Raw genomic sequence first — 15,621 nt, 5'->3', positions numbered from 1 at the left:
ACGCCCGTTGTTAGGTTGCCGGGCGTGTCCAGCCCAGAGGCGTCAAGACGGTAGCCACCGGTCATCCGGTGGCGTAAAGAGACCACCGGATCACCGGCCCCGCTTTCCTGTCGATCCCTCTCTGGGTGCGGAGCCTCTTCATGCCTTTCTTCGTCCACCTGCTCGGGCTGGCCGTGTTCGCCATGGGCACGTCCGAGTTCATGCTGTCCGGCCTGGTGCCGGGCGTCGCCCAGGACCTGGGCGTGACCATCCCGGAAGCCGGCCGGCTCACCTCGGCGTTCGCCGTGGGGATGATCGTCGGCGCGCCGCTGATGGCGATCCTGAGCCTGCGCTGGCCGCGGCGGCGCGCGCTGCTGGCGTTCCTGGCGGTCTTCCTGCTCGTGCACGTCCTCGGCGCGGTCACCACGAGCTTCGACGTCCTGCTGCTGACGCGGGTCGTCGGGGCGCTCGCCAACGCCGGGTTCCTGGCTGTCGCGCTGTCGGCGGCCACCGGCCTGGTCGCGCCGGACGCCAAGGGGCGCGCCACCGCTGTCCTGCTCGGCGGGGTCACCGTCGCCTGCGTCGTCGGCGTGCCCGCGGGGGCGCTGCTCGGCCAGATGTGGGGGTGGCGGTCGGCGTTCTGGGCGGTGGCCCTGGTGTCGGCGCCGGCGTTCGCCGCGATACTCAGGTCGGTGCCCGCCTCTCCGGCCGTCGTCTCCCGCGAGGGCGGGGCGCGCCCGGAGCTCGGGGCGCTGCGCGACCGGCGCCTGCTGGTGACGCTGCTGCTCGGCGCGCTGGTGAACGGGGCGACCTTCTGCGCCTACACCTACCTCGCGCCGATCGTCACCGACGTGGCGGGGATGGGTACGGCGTGGGTGCCCGTCGTGCTGGCGCTCTTCGGCCTCGGTTCGTTCGCCGGCGTCACTGTCGCCGGCCGGGTCGCCGACGTACGGCCCGCGCGGCTGCTGGTCCTGGGCGGGGCGGCGCTGCTCGCCGGGTGGGTGGTGTTCGCGCTGACCGCCAGCCCGGTGGCGACGGTCGTGCTCGTCCTCGTCCAGGGGACGCTCGCGTTCGCCGTCGGTTCGACGCTGATCTCCCAGGTGCTCTACGCCGCCACGGGCGCGCCGACGCTGGGCGGCGCGTTCGCCACGGCGGCGTTCAACGTCGGCGCGGCGCTCGGTCCCTGGCTGGGCGGTCTCGTCATCGGCGCGGGCCACGGGTTCCGCTCGCCGCTGTGGGTGAGCGCGCTGCTGGTGGCGCTCGCCCTCGCCGTCCTGGTACGGCGTCAGGACGGGATGAACAACCAGGCCGCCGACTCGCCCGGCTCGTAGGGGGAGTCGAGGCGCTTGGCGACCACGCCGGGCAGGCCCTGCTCGCGTGCCGCCTCAAGGACCGGCCGGGCGTCGCCGGGCCACGAGGGGGCGGTCTGCCAGCGGGGCGTCGACAGGTCGAGCGCCTCCAGGGCCGCCCGGCGGACCTCATACGGCTCGTCCAGCAACACCCGGCCGTCGTCGTACAGCAGGTCGTAGAAGACCAGCACCTCGGCGCCCGAGAGGGTGGCGAGCTCGCCGTCCAGGAGGGCGGTGCGGCTGCCGAACGACGCCGCGAGCGCCCGAAGCCACGGGTGCTCGCGGGCGGCGGCCGTGCGGCCGCCCTCGATCGGGACCAGGAGGCGGCGCCCGCCCCAGGCGAACTCGTACGCGTACGCGGCGGTGTCGCGCGGCAGGCGGGAGCGGCGCGAAGGGAGCATGGGCGCGACGCCCGGCAGGGGAGCGCGGGACGGGGGATCCATGCGGTGGATCATCCAGTTCTTGCCGTTCGTCTGGAACAGCACGAACCGGCCCTCGGCTCGGGAGCCGTGCAGGACGACCTTGACCTCGCGCTCGGACCATTTCTCGGTCTCGTACGTGCCCTGGTCCCAGATCGTCATGGTGCCGCCGCCGTACTCGCCCTGGGGGATCTCGCCGTGGAAGGTGAGGTACTCCATCGGGTGGTCCTCGGTGTGCACGGCCAGGTGGTTGGTGGCGGGGTCGGACGGCAGGCCCTTGGGGATGGCCCAGGAGGCGAGCACGCCGTCGCGTTCCAGGCGGAGGTCCCAGTGGAGGGAGCGGGCGTGGTGCTCCTGGATGACGAAGGAGTCGCCGCCACCGGGCGCGGGGGATGCCGGGGGGACGGGTTCGGGGGTACGGCTGGCGTCGCGTTTGCTCCTGTATTGCGTGAGTTTGTCAGCCACACAGCCGTACTACCCGGTTATTCGCGAATGGACGAGCGAACCCCCGCCGGCTTCTGGAAGGATGATCTCTCCCAAGCAATCCCCCCTCCCAAGGACATCAGAATCATGAGGCGTTGGATCCTCCCCGCGGCCGTCGCGCTGGCCGCGGCTCTACCCGCGACCCCCGCCGTGGCCCAGGCCGCCCCCGACCCGGCGCAGGCCGTCAAAGCGCAGCTGCGGCACGAGCGCGGGGTGCGCATCGCCGAGATCTCGCGGACCGTGACCGGCAAGGCGTCCACCAGGACCCGCTACCACAGCGGCATCCAGCTCGCCCCGACCGGCCCGGTCGCCTCGTGGGCCGACGTCGAGGACGCCTCCGACACCCGCAGCCAGGACGGCCTGGGCGCCAAGCCCGGCCAGAAGGCCGCCGTGGGCACGTCCGTCTACACCTCCGGCGAGGCCGTCGCCGACCTGCTGCCCAAGGACAAGCTCTGGATCCGGGTGAAGCAGAGCGGCCACCCCAACCTGGCGCTGGGCACGGCCAGCAAGCAGACGATCAACGTGTTCGACCCGGCCGTGCTCAAGGCGGTGCTGAAGGGCAAGGGCGGCAAGGCGGTCACCGGCGGCCGTCACTACAAGGGCACGATCACGTACGCCAAGCTGTACGAGGCCGCGAAGGGCCACTACGGCAAGCTGTTCGACGGCGCCCCGCGCGGCGCCTTCGCCAAGACCGCGATCTCCTGGAAGCTCTGGACCGACGGCCAGGGCCTGCCCGTGCGGCTCTCGACCACCGAGCGGGCCACGTCCGGCGCGTACCGCACCATCGACACCCGCTACTCCAGCTGGGGCGAGCACCTCATCGTCACCGCCCCGGCCAGGGCCGAGGTCGTCGAGTGGAAGGACCGCAGCCGCCCCGGCACCGCGAACTCCGTGAACGACCTGGTCCTGACGGACGCGTACGCCGGCACCGGCCAGTCGTGAGGCGGTTCGTTCTCGCGGTTGTAACCGCCACGCTGGCCGCCCTGATCACGGCCCCGCCGGCCGCCGCCCGGACCGCCGCCCCCGACCCCGTCCGGGCGCTGCAGAAGCAGCTCAAGGCCGAACGCGGCGTCAAACTGAGCGAGCTGATCAAGGGCGGGATCGAGGACGACCCGGTGCACACCCGGGCCAAGGGCGGCGTCCAGCTCTCCCCGTCCGGCCCCGTCGCCACCTACGTCTCCATGGAGAACGTGACGGGAGAACCAGGCACGTCCGAGATGCTCGGATTCGAGCGGCACCTGTACCTCGGCGGTGAGGGCCTGGCCATGATGCTGCCTCCCGGAAAGCTGTGGGTGAAAACCGAGGCGGTGAAGGGAACCGGTCCTCTGCTACCGACTTTGCCTGTCACCCAGCAGCCGATCAACGTGTTCGACCCGGCCGTGCTGAAGGCGACCTTGAAGGGCGAGCGTCCGCAGCGGGTCTCCGGCGGCTACCTCTATTCCGGCGTCGTGACGTACAAGGAGCTGTACGAGGCCTCGAAGGCCTACTACGGCGCCTCTTTCGACGGCGTTCCGGGGGCCGCGTTCGGCAAGCGGACGGTCGACTATCGGCTCTGGACCGACGGCGCGGGCCTGATCAAGCGTCTGCGGACCTCCAAGAAGACGGGTTGGGTCACCACCGCCGACACCAGATACACCGACTGGGGACATTTCCTGGTGATCACGCCCCCGGCCGAGGACGAGGTGCTCCCCTTCGAAGACCTCAACGACAAGATCACGGAGCCCGGCATGCTCCGAGACGGTCTCCTCGGGCTCCGCTAGTCGAGGGCCTTGCGGAGCCAGGATTCGACGCCCGCCACGTGGACGGTGGCCCAGGCACGGGCCACCTCCCTCTGGCGGGCGGCGATCGCCTCGTAGATCGCGGTGTGCTGCTCGCGGGTCTTGGCCAGCGCGCCCTCCTGGGTGAGGCCGCGCCAGATGCGCGCCCGGGTGGTCGGCCCCGACAGGCTCTCGATGAACGAGCAGAGCACGCTGTTGCCCGACCCGAGCGCGATCCGCTGATGGAACCGCAGGTCGTTGGCGACCAGCTCCTCGATCGTCGGCTCCTCGGGCAGCGACTCCAGGATCACCCGCAGCTCGTCGATGTCGTCGTCCGTCATCAGCTCGGCGGCCATCGCGGTGGCGGCCGGCTCCAGGATGCGGCGTACCTCGAAGAACTGCAGCACCGTGTCGTCGCGGTGCAGGTCGAGGACGAACGACATGGTGTCGAGCAGCAGCCGGGGCTCCAGGCTGGTGACGTAGGTGCCGTCGCCCTGCCGTACGTCCAGGACGTTGATCAGGGCGAGCGCGCGCACCGCCTCGCGCAGCGAGTTGCGTGACAGCCCGAGCCGCTCGGCGAGGTCGGCCTCCTTGGGCAGCCTGTCTCCCGGGGCGACCTCGCCCGAGAGGATCATCTGTTTGATCTTGTCGATGGCCGCGTCGGTGACCGCCACGCTTTTCTCCCTAGACATCGGATGTCTACGATTCTAGGGCTTGGAAACGTACCGGATCGCCCCCCGGCAGGCGGCGGAGCACGCCGCGGACCTCCAGGGTGCGCAGGTGGGCGGCGGCCTCGCCGGCCGCCATGCCTCGCAGCATCGGCGGCAGCTCGGACCAGGGCCGGTTCCAGGTCATCATGGCGGCGGTCTCCCAGATGGTCAGCGGCTCCGCGCGCTCGGCCAGCAGGGCGAGGAGCCGTTCGAGCTTCTCCTCGTGATGGTGACGGATCTGCGCGGCCCGTGCCGCCACATCTGGAAATGTCCATTCATGAGCGGGCAGGGCGCCGAGCTCTCCCAGCTCGCCGACCCTGGTCAGCGACTCCAGGAAGTCGCCCAGCGGATCGACGTCGTCCCGGTCGAAGGGATAGATCCCGATGTGCGGGGTGATGCCGGGCAGGACGTGGTCGCCGGTGAAGAGACGGTCGGCGTCCTCCAGGTGCAGGCAGACATGGCCGGGAGTGTGGCCGGGGGTGTGCACCACCCGCAGCTTCCTGCCGGGCAGGTCGACGAGGTCGCCGTCCCGCAGCCGCCGGTCCGCCGGCGCGGGCGGGTCCTGCCTGCCGTCGGCCGCCGGGCCCTCGGGCAGGTCCTCCGACGGCGCGCCGGCCCGGCGGAGCATGTCGACCTGGAAGGACCCGCGGACGTCCGAGGGGACGCCGTTCATCATGTCCACGATCGCCGCGTCCGCCTCGTGCATGGCGATCCAGGCGCCCGACTCCTCCCTGACCCTCCCGGCCAGCCCGGCGTGGTCCGGGTGGAAGTGGGTCACGACCACCCCGTGCACCGACGCCACGTCGATCCCCGCCGCCGCCAGCCCGTCACGCAGCGCCGCCCACGCCTCCGGGTGGTTCCATCCCGCGTCCACCAGCACCGGCCCGCGCGGGGACTCGATCGCGTACACGAGCGTGTAGCCGAGCGGGTTGCCGGGGATGGGCACGGGCACGCTCCACACCCCGAAGCCGAGGTCCAGCGGGCGCTGCTCGGCGTACGAACGACGGGTCACGCGAGACGCTCGATGATCGTGGCGGTGGCCAGGGCGCCGCCCGCGCACATGGTCACCAGCGCCGTCGAGCCGTCCGACCGTTCCAGCTCGTGCAGCGCCGTGGTGATCAGCCGCGCGCCCGTCGCCCCGACCGGGTGGCCGAGCGCGATCGCGCCGCCGTTGACGTTGACCCGGTCGAGGTCGGGCTCGTGCACCTGCGCCCAGGACAGCGCCACCGACGCGAACGCCTCGTTGACCTCGAACAGGTCGATGTCGCCGATCGTCATCCCGGCCGCCGCCAGCGCCTTCGCGGTCGCGTCCACCGGCCCGTCCAGGTGGTAGTACGGCTCCGCGCCGACGAGCGTCTGGGCCAGGATCCGCGCCCGGGGGCGCAGCCCGTGGCGTGCGGCGGCCTCCCTGCTCATCAGCAGCACGGCGGCGGCGCCGTCGGAGATCTGCGAGGAGGTGCCGGCGGTGTGGAGCCCTTCCTCGCCCAGCACCGGCTTGAGCCGGGCCAGCCCTTCGGCCGTGGTCTCGCGCAGCCCCTGGTCCCTGGTGACGGTCCCGACGGGGACGATCTCGCGCTCGAACCGCCCGTCGGACCACGCCTTCGCGGCCCGCTGCTGGGACCGGGCGCCGAACCAGTCGAGCCGCTCCCGGGTGAGCCCCCGCCGCCGGGCGATCCGCTCAGCGGCCGTGAACTGGTCGGGCAGGTCGATGCTCCAGTCGTCGGGCCGCGGGTTCGCCGGCAGCACGTTGCTGCCGAGCGGCGCCCGGCTCATCACCTCGACGCCGCAGCCCACGCCGACGTCCATCACCCCGGCCGCGATCATGGCCGCCGCGAGGTGCACCGCCTGCTGGGAGGAGCCGCACTGGGCGTCTATGGTGGTCACGCCCGTCCGGTAGGGGAGACCGGCGTAGAGCCAGGCGTGCCTGCCGACGTGGCCGCCCTGCTCGCCCGCCTGCGTCACGCACCCCGCGAACACCTGGTCGACCAGCGCGGGATCGATCCCGGCCCGCTGGATCAGCCCGTTGAGCGCGGTGGCCAGCACCTGCTGCGGTTTCAGCTCGGCCAGCCAGCCGCCGCGCTTGCCGATCGGGGTGCGGACGGCCTCGACGATGACGGGTGTGCGCACAGTCACCTCCAGAACGTTACTCTGGTCGCGACTGTAACTTGTTCTACTTTGATCCGGAAGCCCCGGCGGGCAACGAGGCGGGCAGCCCGAACCGCGCGAACATCCCCGGCTCGAAGAACATCGCGACATGGCTGACCTGCGGCCCGTCGAAGTCGAGCACCTGCAGCGCGAACTCCCGATAGGTGTCGCCCTCGCGCAGATAGAGGGCGAACGCCTCCTGCCCGTTGGCCCGTGCCGGAACCAGCCGCAGATCCTCAGGCGCCTCTGCGGGGCACTGCGCTTGCACGAGCCGGGCGATGTCTTCCGCGCCCTGGTACCACCCGTCGAAGGGGGGCATCTCGAAGACCGCGTCCTTGGTGAACAGCTCGACGATCGCCCCGACGTCGTAGGACTCGAACGCCTCGACGTAGCGGTCGAGCTGCTCGCGCTGGTCCGGAGTGAGCGGCTCCGGCCGGTCGTCGAGGCTCGGCGCGACCTGCTCCAGCTGGGCGCGGGCGCGCTGGAGGACGCTGTTGACCGCCGTGGTGGTGGTGTCGAGCACCTCGGCCACCTCGGCGGCCCGCCACTTGAGCACGTCACGCAGGACCAGCACCGCCCGCTGGCGCGGCGGGAGGTGCTGCAGGGCCGCGACGAGCGCGAGCCGGATGCTCTCGCGGGCGGTGACGATCGCGGCCGGGTCGTCGCCGCCCGCGCCCACCATCCCGTCGGGGACCGGCTCCAGCCACGGCACCTCGTGCCGCTCCACCAGCGGCGCGGTCGGCTCGGACGCCGGCGCGCCCAGCCCGGTCGGCAGCGGCCTGCGCCCGCGGCTGTCGAGCGCGGTCAGGCACTGCGTGGTGGCGATGCGGTAGAGCCAGGTGCGCAGCGACGAGCGGCCCTCGAACCCGTCGTAGTGGCGCCAGGCCCGCAGGTAGGTCTCCTGCACCAGGTCCTCGGCGTCGTGCACCGAGCCCATCATGCGATAACAGTGGGCGAGCAGCTCCCGGCGCATCGGATCGGCCTGCCGGAGGAACTCCTCGTTAGATGGCCTCTCGGTCATACAGTCCTGTATAGACGACGCCACCGACAGATCGCTTACGCGCAGGTCAGGGTCAGTGCGGCACGGTGAGGACGATCTTGCCGGTGGTACGGCCGCTCTCGCCGAGTTCGTGCGCCTTGGCCGCGTCCCGCAGCGGTAGCACGGCGGCCACCTCGGGGCGCAGTCTGCCCGCCTCCATCAGCGCCGCAAGCGCGCGCATGGCGGCGTGGTCCGGCTCGACCAGCATCACCGCCGACCTGACGCCCAGCGCGGCCGCCTCGTCGTGCACGCCCTCGTCCATCACCGACAGGGGCAGCGTGACGATCGTGCCGCCCCGGCGCATGGTGCGCAGCGAGCGCCGCCCGTAGTCGCCGCCGATGCCGTCCAGCACCACGTCCACGTCGCCGACGACCTCGGCGAAGTCGACCTCGCGGTAGTCGACCAGCTCGTCCGCGCCGAGCCCGCGCAGGAACCCATGCTTGGCCGCGCTCGCCGTGCCGATCACGTACGCGCCCCGCGCCTTGGCGATCTGCACCGCGAAGTGGCCCACCCCGCCGGCCGCGGCGTGGACGAGGACCCGCTGCCCGCCCTTGAGCCCCGCCACGTCCACCAGCGCCTGCCACGCGGTCAGCGCGGCGAGCGGGACGGCCGCCGCGTGCACGTGGTCGACGCTGGGCGGCTTGCGGGCGAAGTGACGGGACGGCGCGGTGACGTACTGGGCGTAGGCGCCGTTGCCGTACGGGTAGCGCAGCATGCCGAACACCTCGTCGCCCGGCTCGTACAGGGCCTGGCCGAGGCCGGAGCCCTCCACCACGCCGGAGACGTCGTAGCCGAGCGTGAACGGCGGCTCGCCCAGCAGCCCGCCCGTGGCGCGCGTCTTCCAGTCGGTCGGGTTGACGCCGGTGGCCTCCACCCGCACCAGCACCTCGGTCGGGCCGGGCACCGGCTTGTCGGTTTCCGTCATCTTCAGCACCTCAGGGTCGCCGAGCGTGTCCTGAGTGATCGCAAGCATCCTCATGCGTACCAGCTTGCGCCTTCTGTCCCCGTACGGACGAGAGATCGGGAAGCCGACATCCGCAAAGATCCGGCCAAACGACGCGTCACATCCGCCAGACCTTCAGGCACCGCGCCATGATCCGGAAGGGTATGGCCCGGGCCTCGGTCTGGTCGACGGTGCCGGCGAGGTGCACGTCCAGCTCCGGGCAGTGGAAGAGCCACGTCCCGGTGGACCCCGAATGGCCGACGAGCGTGACGGGCCTGCCGTCCGGCGACATGAACCGGTTGACCTTGAAGAACATGGTGCCCAGCCCGTACTGGAGGACGGGGACGTTGCGCAGCCGGTTGCGCCGCTCGGTGATCAGCTCCAGTGAACGGGCGTCGTCGAAGAGCGCGCCGTCGAGCAGCGCCCGCTGGAAGGCGAGGAGATCGCCGGTGGTGCTGAAAAGGTCGTTGCTGGACTCGATCAGCGAGGGCAGCTCCACGCGACGCCGTCGCGCGTGCAGGGGTGAGGGCGCCGGGGCCTCCGGATCGGGCGGGAGGCGTCCCGGGAGCCAGGTGCGCGTCAGGCCGAGCGGGCGGACGATCCGTTCGGCCAGCAGGTCGGCGAAGGGCTGACCGGTCACCGTCTCCAGGATGCGGATGAGCAGCTGGAAGCCGGTGTCGGAGTAGCGCGCCCGCTGCCGCGTGGCGGTGAGGTCCTGCGGCTCGAAGTGCGGGCGCTGCCCGCGCGTCATCCGGATCACGTCATCGAAGGTCCAGGCCTGGTCACGGCCTGCCGCGAGCTGCTCGAACAGGCTGGGGCCAGGATCGCGCTTCTCGAAGAAGTCGGGCAGCCCCGAGGTGTGGCTCGCGAGGTGGCGCACCGTGATCGCGGGCGTCCGGTCGACCCCCCTGAGCACGTGGAGTCCGGCGATAGTCGCGTCCGGCAGGTAGTCGCTGATCGGCGCCGCCGGCTCCAGCTCGCCGCGCTCGCAGGCCTGGAGCACCAGCGTGACGATGAACCGCTTGGTGACGCTCGCGATGAAGAACGGGGTGCCGGGATCCAGCGGCCGGGGCCGGCGGCGGCGGCCCAGCGCTGTTTCCCGTCGCCGCTGGTGACGGCGAGGTCGGCGTGGTGGATGCCGGACCGCGTGACGAGGCGCCCGAGCAGGTCCGTCAGATCACCCCACAGAGCCTGTACGACCTCATCAAGAATTTCGAGGCAGGCGCGGCGCTCTTCTACAGCGCCAGCTCCGGCAGCATCAAACGCGCGCTGGACATCCTGCTGGCGCAAGGGCACATCGAGGTCGCCAGCGTCGAAGCCGGAGGCCGGGGACGGAAGACGTACCGTGTGACCGACGCCGGCCGCGAGGAGTTCCGCGCGTGGCTGACAGGGGAGCCGGCCGGCCCCGACCTGGAGACCGCGGCGCTGTCCAGGCTCTTCTTCCTCGGCCTGCTGGAGCCGGGCGAACGCGTGCCGGTGCTGCGCCGCATCACCGCGCGCATCGAGACCGACCTCGCCAGGCTCACGGCCCTCGACGAGCGGCTCGACGCCCTGGACATCCTCGAGGAACATCGGGACATCGCCGCATACCAGCGCGCGACGCTCGACTACGGCGTCGCCGCACTCCGGTTCGCGCTCGACTGGTTCAGCCACCGGATCGACAGGGAGGAGTCGCCGGACCGCTGAGACCGCCCCGGCGCGCCCGGCGGGTCAGAGGCCGGCGAGGAGGCGGTCGGCGGCGAGCTCGATGCGGCGCTGGATCTGGTCGTGGGTGCGGCGGCCCCGGAGGATCTCCAGGAGTTCCTGGACCCACACGCTCGCCAGCGAGCCCGCGAGGGCGAGCTGCTCCTCGGTGGCCTGCTCGGGGGTGGTGCCGGTGGAGACGCGCAGCAGGAGGCCGGCCATGCGGTCGCCGAGCGGGATCTCGACGTCGTCGGCGAGGATGAGCGAGCGGATCAGCGCGTCGGCCAGCTCGGGCTCGCGCATGAGCCCTCTGGTGGCCCGCATCAGCACGTCGACCGCGCGTCCCGGCGGGGTGGCCGCGCTCGGCGGGCGCCGCTCGATGCTGCTCTCCAGCAGGTCGATCTCCTCGCCGACGACGGCCACGACGAGGTCCATCTTGGACGGGAAGTAGCGGTAGAGCGTGCCGAGCGCCACGCCTGCCCGCTCGGCGACGGTGCGCATCTGCATGGCCTCGACGCCGCCCCGCGAGGCGAGGGCCGCGGCGGCCTGGACGATGCGCTTGCGGCGTTGGTGCTGGCTGCGCGAGCGGGCGCCCTGGCCGTCGGGAGAGGATCCGCCGGACGTGAGGCCGTCGGGTGTGAGGTCGTGCTCCATGGTCCCCTCAGGGTGGGTGGGGGGTGTGGCGATGGCTCCGCGAGTGGCCGCCTGCGGGGTACGCATAAGAACACGTTATCTGATTTCCCGATGCCCCGGCTTGTTACTCGCCGGTCACAAAGAAGGCCTATCAGTGCATGTCTTCCCCGTTACGGGGATATATCGAGGATTATTCGGATTAATTGGCACTGGACAGATATTGGAATCTGTTCTAGTTTTCGATTCGGTTGACCGAGCGCTTGGTGGAGGGCAGATGGACTTCGGCCTTGACGAGACCCAGGAAGCCCTGCGCGACCTGGCCGCCGGCCTGCTCGCCAAGGAGGCGAGCCAGGAGCGGCTGGAGGCGCACGAACGCGGCGGCGCACCGTACGACGAACGGCTGTGGCAGGCGCTGCGCGAGTCCGGGCTGACCGCGATCTGCGTGCCGGAGCACGCGGGCGGCGCGGGGCTGGGGCCCGTCGAGATGGCGGTGGTGCTGCGCGAGGCCGGCGCGCGGGCCGCGCCGGGCCCGCTGGCCGCCACCCTGGTGAGCACCTTGGCCGCGAGCCGGTACGGCACCCCGGAGCAGAAACGGCTGACCGGTGCCGCCGTCTCCACGGTCGCCATCAGGGAGCCGGGCAGGGCCTTGGCCGACCCGCCCGCCACCACCGCCGAGCGGAAGGCGGGCGGCTGGGCGCTGACCGGCCGCAAGTGCGGCGTCGCTTACCCCGACGGCGACCTGCTGGTCACCGCCGACGAGGGCCTCTTCCTGGTCCACGCCGCCGTCCCGGCGTCCGGCTCCGCATCGGCGGCCGAGGCGACCGCCCCGGCGTCCGGGATCGCCCCGGCGGCCGAGGCCGCCGTGGTCGCGGTGTCGGAGTTCGCCTCGACGGGGGAGGTCGTCGCGACGGTGACGTTCGACGCGGCACCGGCGGAGCGGGTCGCCGGTCCGGAGGCGGTGGCGGGGGTGCGCCATCTCTACACCGCCGCGACGGCCGCGCAGGCGTCCGGGGTGCTGGCCGGGGCGCTGCGGCTGACCACCGAGCACGTCAGGAACCGCAAACAGTTCGGCCGCGCGCTGGCCGAGTTCCAGGCCGTCACCACGCAGGTCGCCGACGTCTACATCGCGGCGCGGGCGCTCGACGTCGCCATGTGGTCCGGGGCCTGGCGGCTGGCCGAAGGGCTGCCCGCCGAGGAGGACCTGGCGCTGGCCGCGTACCACACGAGCGAGGCGGCCCGCGCGCTCTACACCTGCCAGCACCTGCACGGCGGGCTGGGGCTCGACGTGACGTACCCGCTGCACCGCTACTTCGCGCACGCCAAGCACCTGGCGCACCTGCTCGGCGGCGCCGACGCCCAGCTCGACCTGATCGGAGCGCTCGCCTGATGCTCATCGACCTGACCCCAGAACAGCGCCGCCTCCAGGGCGAGCTGCGCGCGTACTTCGCCGCCTGCCTGGCTCCCGAGGAGCGCGCCAAGATCGCCGATGATCCGTTCGGCGAGGCGTATATGGCCCACTGCCGCCGCCTGGGCCGAGACGGCAAGCTCGGCCTCGGCTGGCCGGAGGAGTACGGCGGCGCCGGTCTCGGCCCCATCGAGCAGCAGATCTTCGCCAACGAGATCGCCCGCGCCGGCGTCCCGTACCCGCTCATCTCCGTGCAGACCGTCGCACCGACGATCATGCAGTACGGGACGCGGGAGCAGAAGGAACGGTTCCTGCCGAGCATCCTCGCGGGAGAGTGCCACTTCGCGATCGGCTACACCGAGCCCGAGGCCGGCACCGACCTCGCGTCGCTCCGCACCACGGCCGTGCTGGACGGCGACCACTACGTGGTGAACGGTCAGAAGATCTTCACCAGCGGCGCCCACTACGCCCAGTACATCTGGCTGGCCGCCCGCACCAACCCCGACGCGAAGAAGCACAAGGGCATCACCATGATGATCGCCTCCACGGACGACCCCGGCTTCTCCTGGACGCCGATCACCACCATGGACGGCCGCCACCACACCAACGCCACCTACTACACCGACGTCCGCGTCCCGGTCGACATGGTGGTCGGCGAGGTCGACAAGGGCTGGGACCTGATCGTCAACCAGCTCAACCACGAGCGCGTCACGCTCGGCCCCGCCGGGAACCTCGCCCAGATCCACGACCGCCTCCTGGCCTGGGCCCGCCGCGTCGGGCTGGCCGACCAGCCCGACGTGCGGCGCGTGCTCGGCCGCGTCCGGGCTTTCTCCCGTACGAACGAGCTGCTGAACTGGCAGGTCGCGGCGAACATGGACCTCGGCTGGCTGGGCGCGCCCGACGCCTCCGCCACCAAGATCTACGCCTCCGAACGGATGCAGGATGCGGGACGGCTCGTCGGCGAGATCCTGGCCCGCTACGGCGACCCGGCCGACCCGGAGACGGCCGCGCTGATCGAGGTGACCGACCGGGGCGTCAAGGGTGGCCTGGTGCTCACTTTCGGCGGCGGCGTCAACGAGGTGCAGCGGGAGCTGATCGCCATGCTCGGGCTGAGCCTGCCCAGGCCGCCTCGGTGACGGCGCTGGTCCCGGCTTCGCCCGGGGCCGGTCAGGGCTTGAGGATCATGGGGACCGAGAAGAACACGATCATCGCGATCGCCACGCAGATCAGGAAGCCGATCAGCTCCCATGCCCAGTCGTGGTGACGGTTGCGGCGCTTCTTCTTCTTTCTGTTCTTGGCGGGGGACGGCTTGCGGCCCTTCTGCGCCTGCGGCTTCCGGAGGGCGGGACGCGGCTTCGTCGCCAGCGGATCCGCCTTCTCCCCGCCACCCGCCGTACGAAGCTGTCCGGACTCTCCCGTACGTGACCCATCCGTACGGGAGTCAGCCGGGAGGAAGTCAGAGGTACGGGAGTCGGCCTTGAGGAAGTCGGCCTTGAGGGCGTCAGCCGTGGGGGAGTCGGCGGGGGAGGGCTTCGCCGGCTGAGGGCGGAGGTCCTGGATCGGGGGCGTCTCCGGCTCCGGGGCTGAAGGGGCGGCCGGCATGCGGTAGACCGGCTCCCTTGGCTGGGCGCGCGGGGTGAACAGCGGCCCGGCCTCACGGGCGGGGCCGGGCTGGGCGAGGAAGTCGCCGGTCATGGGAGCCGCCATGTCCGGGAGGCCGCCGACCGCCGGGCTGGTGCCGCCCGGGTCGTCGAGCACGTCGCCGCCGGTCAGAAAACCGGTGGGCGCGGCCATCGGCGGCTCGCCCATACCGGGCTTCGCCCCTCGCGGCGTCGGCCGGCCGGGGGCGAACTGAGCGGGACCGGACGGCTGAGCGGGACCGGACCTGCCGGGGCCCGGCTGAGCAGCGCCGGGCTGAGCGGGACCCTGCTGAGCAGCGCCGGGCTGCGCAGGACCGGGCTGCGCAGGACCGGGCTGAGCAGGACCGGGCTGAGCAGCGCCGGGCTGGGAGGGCCGCCGGGGGCGGAAGGCTTCGAAGGGGGTCGGGCGGGCCTCGAAGGGCTTCAGCGAGGCGGGGTTCCCCCTCAGGCGCTCGAAGGGCGCCGAGGACCCGGGGTTCGAGCGCAGGGCGTCGAAGGGCGCTGAGGACGCCGGGTTCGAGCGCAACGCGTCGAAGGAGGCCGGGGACGCGGGGTTCGAGCGCAGGGCGTCGAAGGGGTTCGCGCGGAGGGCGTCGAAGGAGGCCGGGCCCTCGCGTACGTCGTCGCGGAACTTGGGCATCGGCGTCGTGGTCGCGTCGTGGTCGGGGACGCGCGACGGCGAGGGGGGCCTGAGCAGGTCGCGGGGGAAGAGGACGGTCGTGGTCGCCGGGTCGGCCGTGCCGAGCGGCTGCGGCCAGGCCGGCGGCACGGGCCAGCGCGGCTTGACGAACAGCGGCGCGGGATCGGCGGTGCTGGAGCCGGCCAGGTGGATGCGGAGGGTGCCGGGTGGTTCGGGCCACGGCAGGCGGCCGAAGACGTCGCGCAGCGGCGCGACCGCGAGCGCGCCGTAGACGTCGGCCACCGGCTTGGAGCCGCCCGCCCCCGTCGCGGCCAGCGCCATGTTGAGTATCTGCCGGAACCGGTGGGCGGCGCTGAGCGCCAGCTCCTCGGCCGTGTCGGCCGCCACGTCGAGCACCCAGGCGAGCTCGGCCAGGTCGAGCCCGCAGACGTGGCCGAGCACGAGCACCTCGCGCTGCTGCGGCCGCAGCTCGCGCAGGATGCGCTCGACCAGCGCGGACACGGGGTCGGTCAGCGGATCGACGACCGGCGGCGCGTAGACGACGTCGCGCCGGTGGATCTCCCGGCGGGCGAACGCGTACAGGGCGGCCCGGGGAGGATCCTCCGGCGCGCTGGTGAGGACGGACTCCAGGACGTCGGCCGCCGAGCCGAGATCGCCGAGCTGATCGGCGCAGTAGACGAACAGCCCGGCGGCGTGACCGTCGTAGAGCTCGGCGATCTGCTCGCGACGGGAGCGCTGATCGGTGAGCGGGTGTGTCACGTTGACCGGTTCCTCTTAATAGCAAGGGCGGACGCTG

15 protein-coding genes are annotated in these 15,621 nt (G+C 72.2%); 6 read left to right on the top strand and 9 right to left on the bottom strand.

Features of this window, described 5'->3' with window-relative positions; translation table 11 throughout:
• The first annotated feature begins 140 nt into the window (after positions 1-140).
• Positions 141-1,310: a Cmx/CmrA family chloramphenicol efflux MFS transporter gene (locus tag ACIBF7_RS32350; RefSeq protein WP_397198829.1), complete on the top strand. Its 1,170-nt coding sequence runs from the start codon at positions 141-143 to the stop codon at positions 1,308-1,310.
• Here the strand turns inward: ACIBF7_RS32350 and ACIBF7_RS32345 are convergent.
• A complete protein-coding gene (locus ACIBF7_RS32345) occupies positions 1,265-2,212 on the bottom strand; it encodes a DNA polymerase ligase N-terminal domain-containing protein (RefSeq protein WP_397198828.1) in 948 nt (315 codons plus the stop codon). The genes ACIBF7_RS32350 and ACIBF7_RS32345 overlap by 46 nt on opposite strands.
• A gap of 105 nt (positions 2,213-2,317) precedes the next feature.
• On the opposite strand from ACIBF7_RS32345, the gene ACIBF7_RS32340 reads away from it, so the two are divergent.
• Together ACIBF7_RS32340 and ACIBF7_RS32335 are read left to right on the top strand one after the other, a co-directional pair.
• On the top strand, positions 2,318-3,172 hold the full coding sequence (locus ACIBF7_RS32340) for a hypothetical protein (RefSeq protein WP_397198827.1): 855 nt from the start codon (positions 2,318-2,320) through the stop codon (positions 3,170-3,172).
• Positions 3,169-3,990 (top strand): hypothetical protein, encoded by an 822-nt coding sequence (locus tag ACIBF7_RS32335; RefSeq protein WP_364237505.1) that lies wholly within the window; start codon positions 3,169-3,171, stop codon positions 3,988-3,990. The genes ACIBF7_RS32340 and ACIBF7_RS32335 overlap by 4 nt, the downstream gene beginning before the upstream one ends.
• Here the strand turns inward: ACIBF7_RS32335 and ACIBF7_RS32330 are convergent.
• The 6 genes from ACIBF7_RS32330 to ACIBF7_RS32305 form a co-directional block, all read right to left on the bottom strand.
• Positions 3,987-4,661 (bottom strand): FadR/GntR family transcriptional regulator, encoded by a 675-nt coding sequence (locus ACIBF7_RS32330; protein WP_364237502.1) that lies wholly within the window; start codon positions 4,659-4,661, stop codon positions 3,987-3,989. The genes ACIBF7_RS32335 and ACIBF7_RS32330 overlap by 4 nt on opposite strands.
• 25 nt (positions 4,662-4,686) lie before the next feature.
• Complete coding sequence (locus tag ACIBF7_RS32325; protein ID WP_148029412.1) at positions 4,687-5,709, bottom strand: MBL fold metallo-hydrolase; 1,023 nt, start codon at positions 5,707-5,709, stop codon at positions 4,687-4,689.
• Complete coding sequence (locus ACIBF7_RS32320) at positions 5,706-6,824, bottom strand: steroid 3-ketoacyl-CoA thiolase (RefSeq protein ID WP_271277225.1); 1,119 nt, start codon at positions 6,822-6,824, stop codon at positions 5,706-5,708. Before ACIBF7_RS32320 ends, ACIBF7_RS32325 begins: the two co-directional genes overlap by 4 nt.
• Positions 6,825-6,867: 43 nt before the next feature.
• Positions 6,868-7,863 (bottom strand): sigma-70 family RNA polymerase sigma factor, encoded by a 996-nt coding sequence (locus tag ACIBF7_RS32315; RefSeq protein ID WP_271277203.1) that lies wholly within the window; start codon positions 7,861-7,863, stop codon positions 6,868-6,870.
• A gap of 52 nt (positions 7,864-7,915) precedes the next feature.
• Positions 7,916-8,854, bottom strand: a complete 939-nt coding sequence (locus tag ACIBF7_RS32310) for an NADP-dependent oxidoreductase (RefSeq protein ID WP_271277224.1) — start codon at positions 8,852-8,854, stop codon at positions 7,916-7,918.
• 88 nt (positions 8,855-8,942) lie between these two features.
• Positions 8,943-9,863: a serine hydrolase domain-containing protein gene (locus ACIBF7_RS32305; protein ID WP_364237552.1), complete on the bottom strand. Its 921-nt coding sequence runs from the start codon at positions 9,861-9,863 to the stop codon at positions 8,943-8,945.
• Between the two features lie 92 nt (positions 9,864-9,955).
• Between ACIBF7_RS32305 and ACIBF7_RS32300 the strand changes: the two genes are divergently transcribed.
• The gene (locus ACIBF7_RS32300; protein ID WP_271277202.1) at positions 9,956-10,510 is read left to right on the top strand and encodes a helix-turn-helix transcriptional regulator; all 555 of its coding nucleotides are present in this window, start codon (positions 9,956-9,958) and stop codon (positions 10,508-10,510) included.
• 24 nt (positions 10,511-10,534) lie between these two features.
• On the opposite strand, the gene ACIBF7_RS32295 is transcribed toward ACIBF7_RS32300, so the two are convergent.
• Positions 10,535-11,161: a TetR family transcriptional regulator gene (locus tag ACIBF7_RS32295; RefSeq protein WP_219551039.1), complete on the bottom strand. Its 627-nt coding sequence runs from the start codon at positions 11,159-11,161 to the stop codon at positions 10,535-10,537.
• Between the two features lie 253 nt (positions 11,162-11,414).
• Here ACIBF7_RS32295 and ACIBF7_RS32290 point away from each other — a divergent pair, with 253 nt between their 5' ends.
• Both ACIBF7_RS32290 and ACIBF7_RS32285 read left to right on the top strand, forming a co-directional pair.
• Positions 11,415-12,527: an acyl-CoA dehydrogenase family protein gene (locus ACIBF7_RS32290; RefSeq protein WP_271277201.1), complete on the top strand. Its 1,113-nt coding sequence runs from the start codon at positions 11,415-11,417 to the stop codon at positions 12,525-12,527.
• Positions 12,527-13,681, top strand: coding sequence for an acyl-CoA dehydrogenase family protein (locus ACIBF7_RS32285; RefSeq protein ID WP_271277200.1), 1,155 nt, complete (start codon positions 12,527-12,529; stop codon positions 13,679-13,681). The genes ACIBF7_RS32290 and ACIBF7_RS32285 overlap by 1 nt, the downstream gene beginning before the upstream one ends.
• Positions 13,682-13,712: 31 nt before the next feature.
• Here ACIBF7_RS32285 and ACIBF7_RS32280 read toward each other — a convergent pair whose 3' ends face one another.
• A complete protein-coding gene (locus tag ACIBF7_RS32280) occupies positions 13,713-15,584 on the bottom strand; it encodes a hypothetical protein (RefSeq protein WP_364237495.1) in 1,872 nt (623 codons plus the stop codon).
• Positions 15,585-15,621: the final 37 nt, after the last annotated feature.

It is taken from the genome of Nonomuraea sp. NPDC050478, from assembly GCF_044458265.1.
In the GTDB taxonomy this organism is placed as follows: domain Bacteria; phylum Actinomycetota; class Actinomycetes; order Streptosporangiales; family Streptosporangiaceae; genus Nonomuraea; species Nonomuraea ferruginea.
Note: the sequence above shows the minus strand (reverse complement) of the source record. Positions and strands in the feature narration are given on the sequence as shown.

Coding starts and splice junctions, on each gene's coding strand:
- ACIBF7_RS32310 (WP_271277224.1), bottom strand. CDS start 8,854: ATGCTTGCGATCACTCAGGACACGCTCGGCGACCCTGAGGTGCTGAAG.
- ACIBF7_RS32285 (WP_271277200.1), top strand. CDS start 12,527: ATGCTCATCGACCTGACCCCAGAACAGCGCCGCCTCCAGGGCGAGCTG.
- ACIBF7_RS32295 (WP_219551039.1), bottom strand. CDS start 11,161: ATGGAGCACGACCTCACACCCGACGGCCTCACGTCCGGCGGATCCTCT.
- ACIBF7_RS32315 (WP_271277203.1), bottom strand. CDS start 7,863: ATGACCGAGAGGCCATCTAACGAGGAGTTCCTCCGGCAGGCCGATCCG.
- ACIBF7_RS32340 (WP_397198827.1), top strand. CDS start 2,318: ATGAGGCGTTGGATCCTCCCCGCGGCCGTCGCGCTGGCCGCGGCTCTA.
- ACIBF7_RS32290 (WP_271277201.1), top strand. CDS start 11,415: ATGGACTTCGGCCTTGACGAGACCCAGGAAGCCCTGCGCGACCTGGCC.
- ACIBF7_RS32350 (WP_397198829.1), top strand. CDS start 141: ATGCCTTTCTTCGTCCACCTGCTCGGGCTGGCCGTGTTCGCCATGGGC.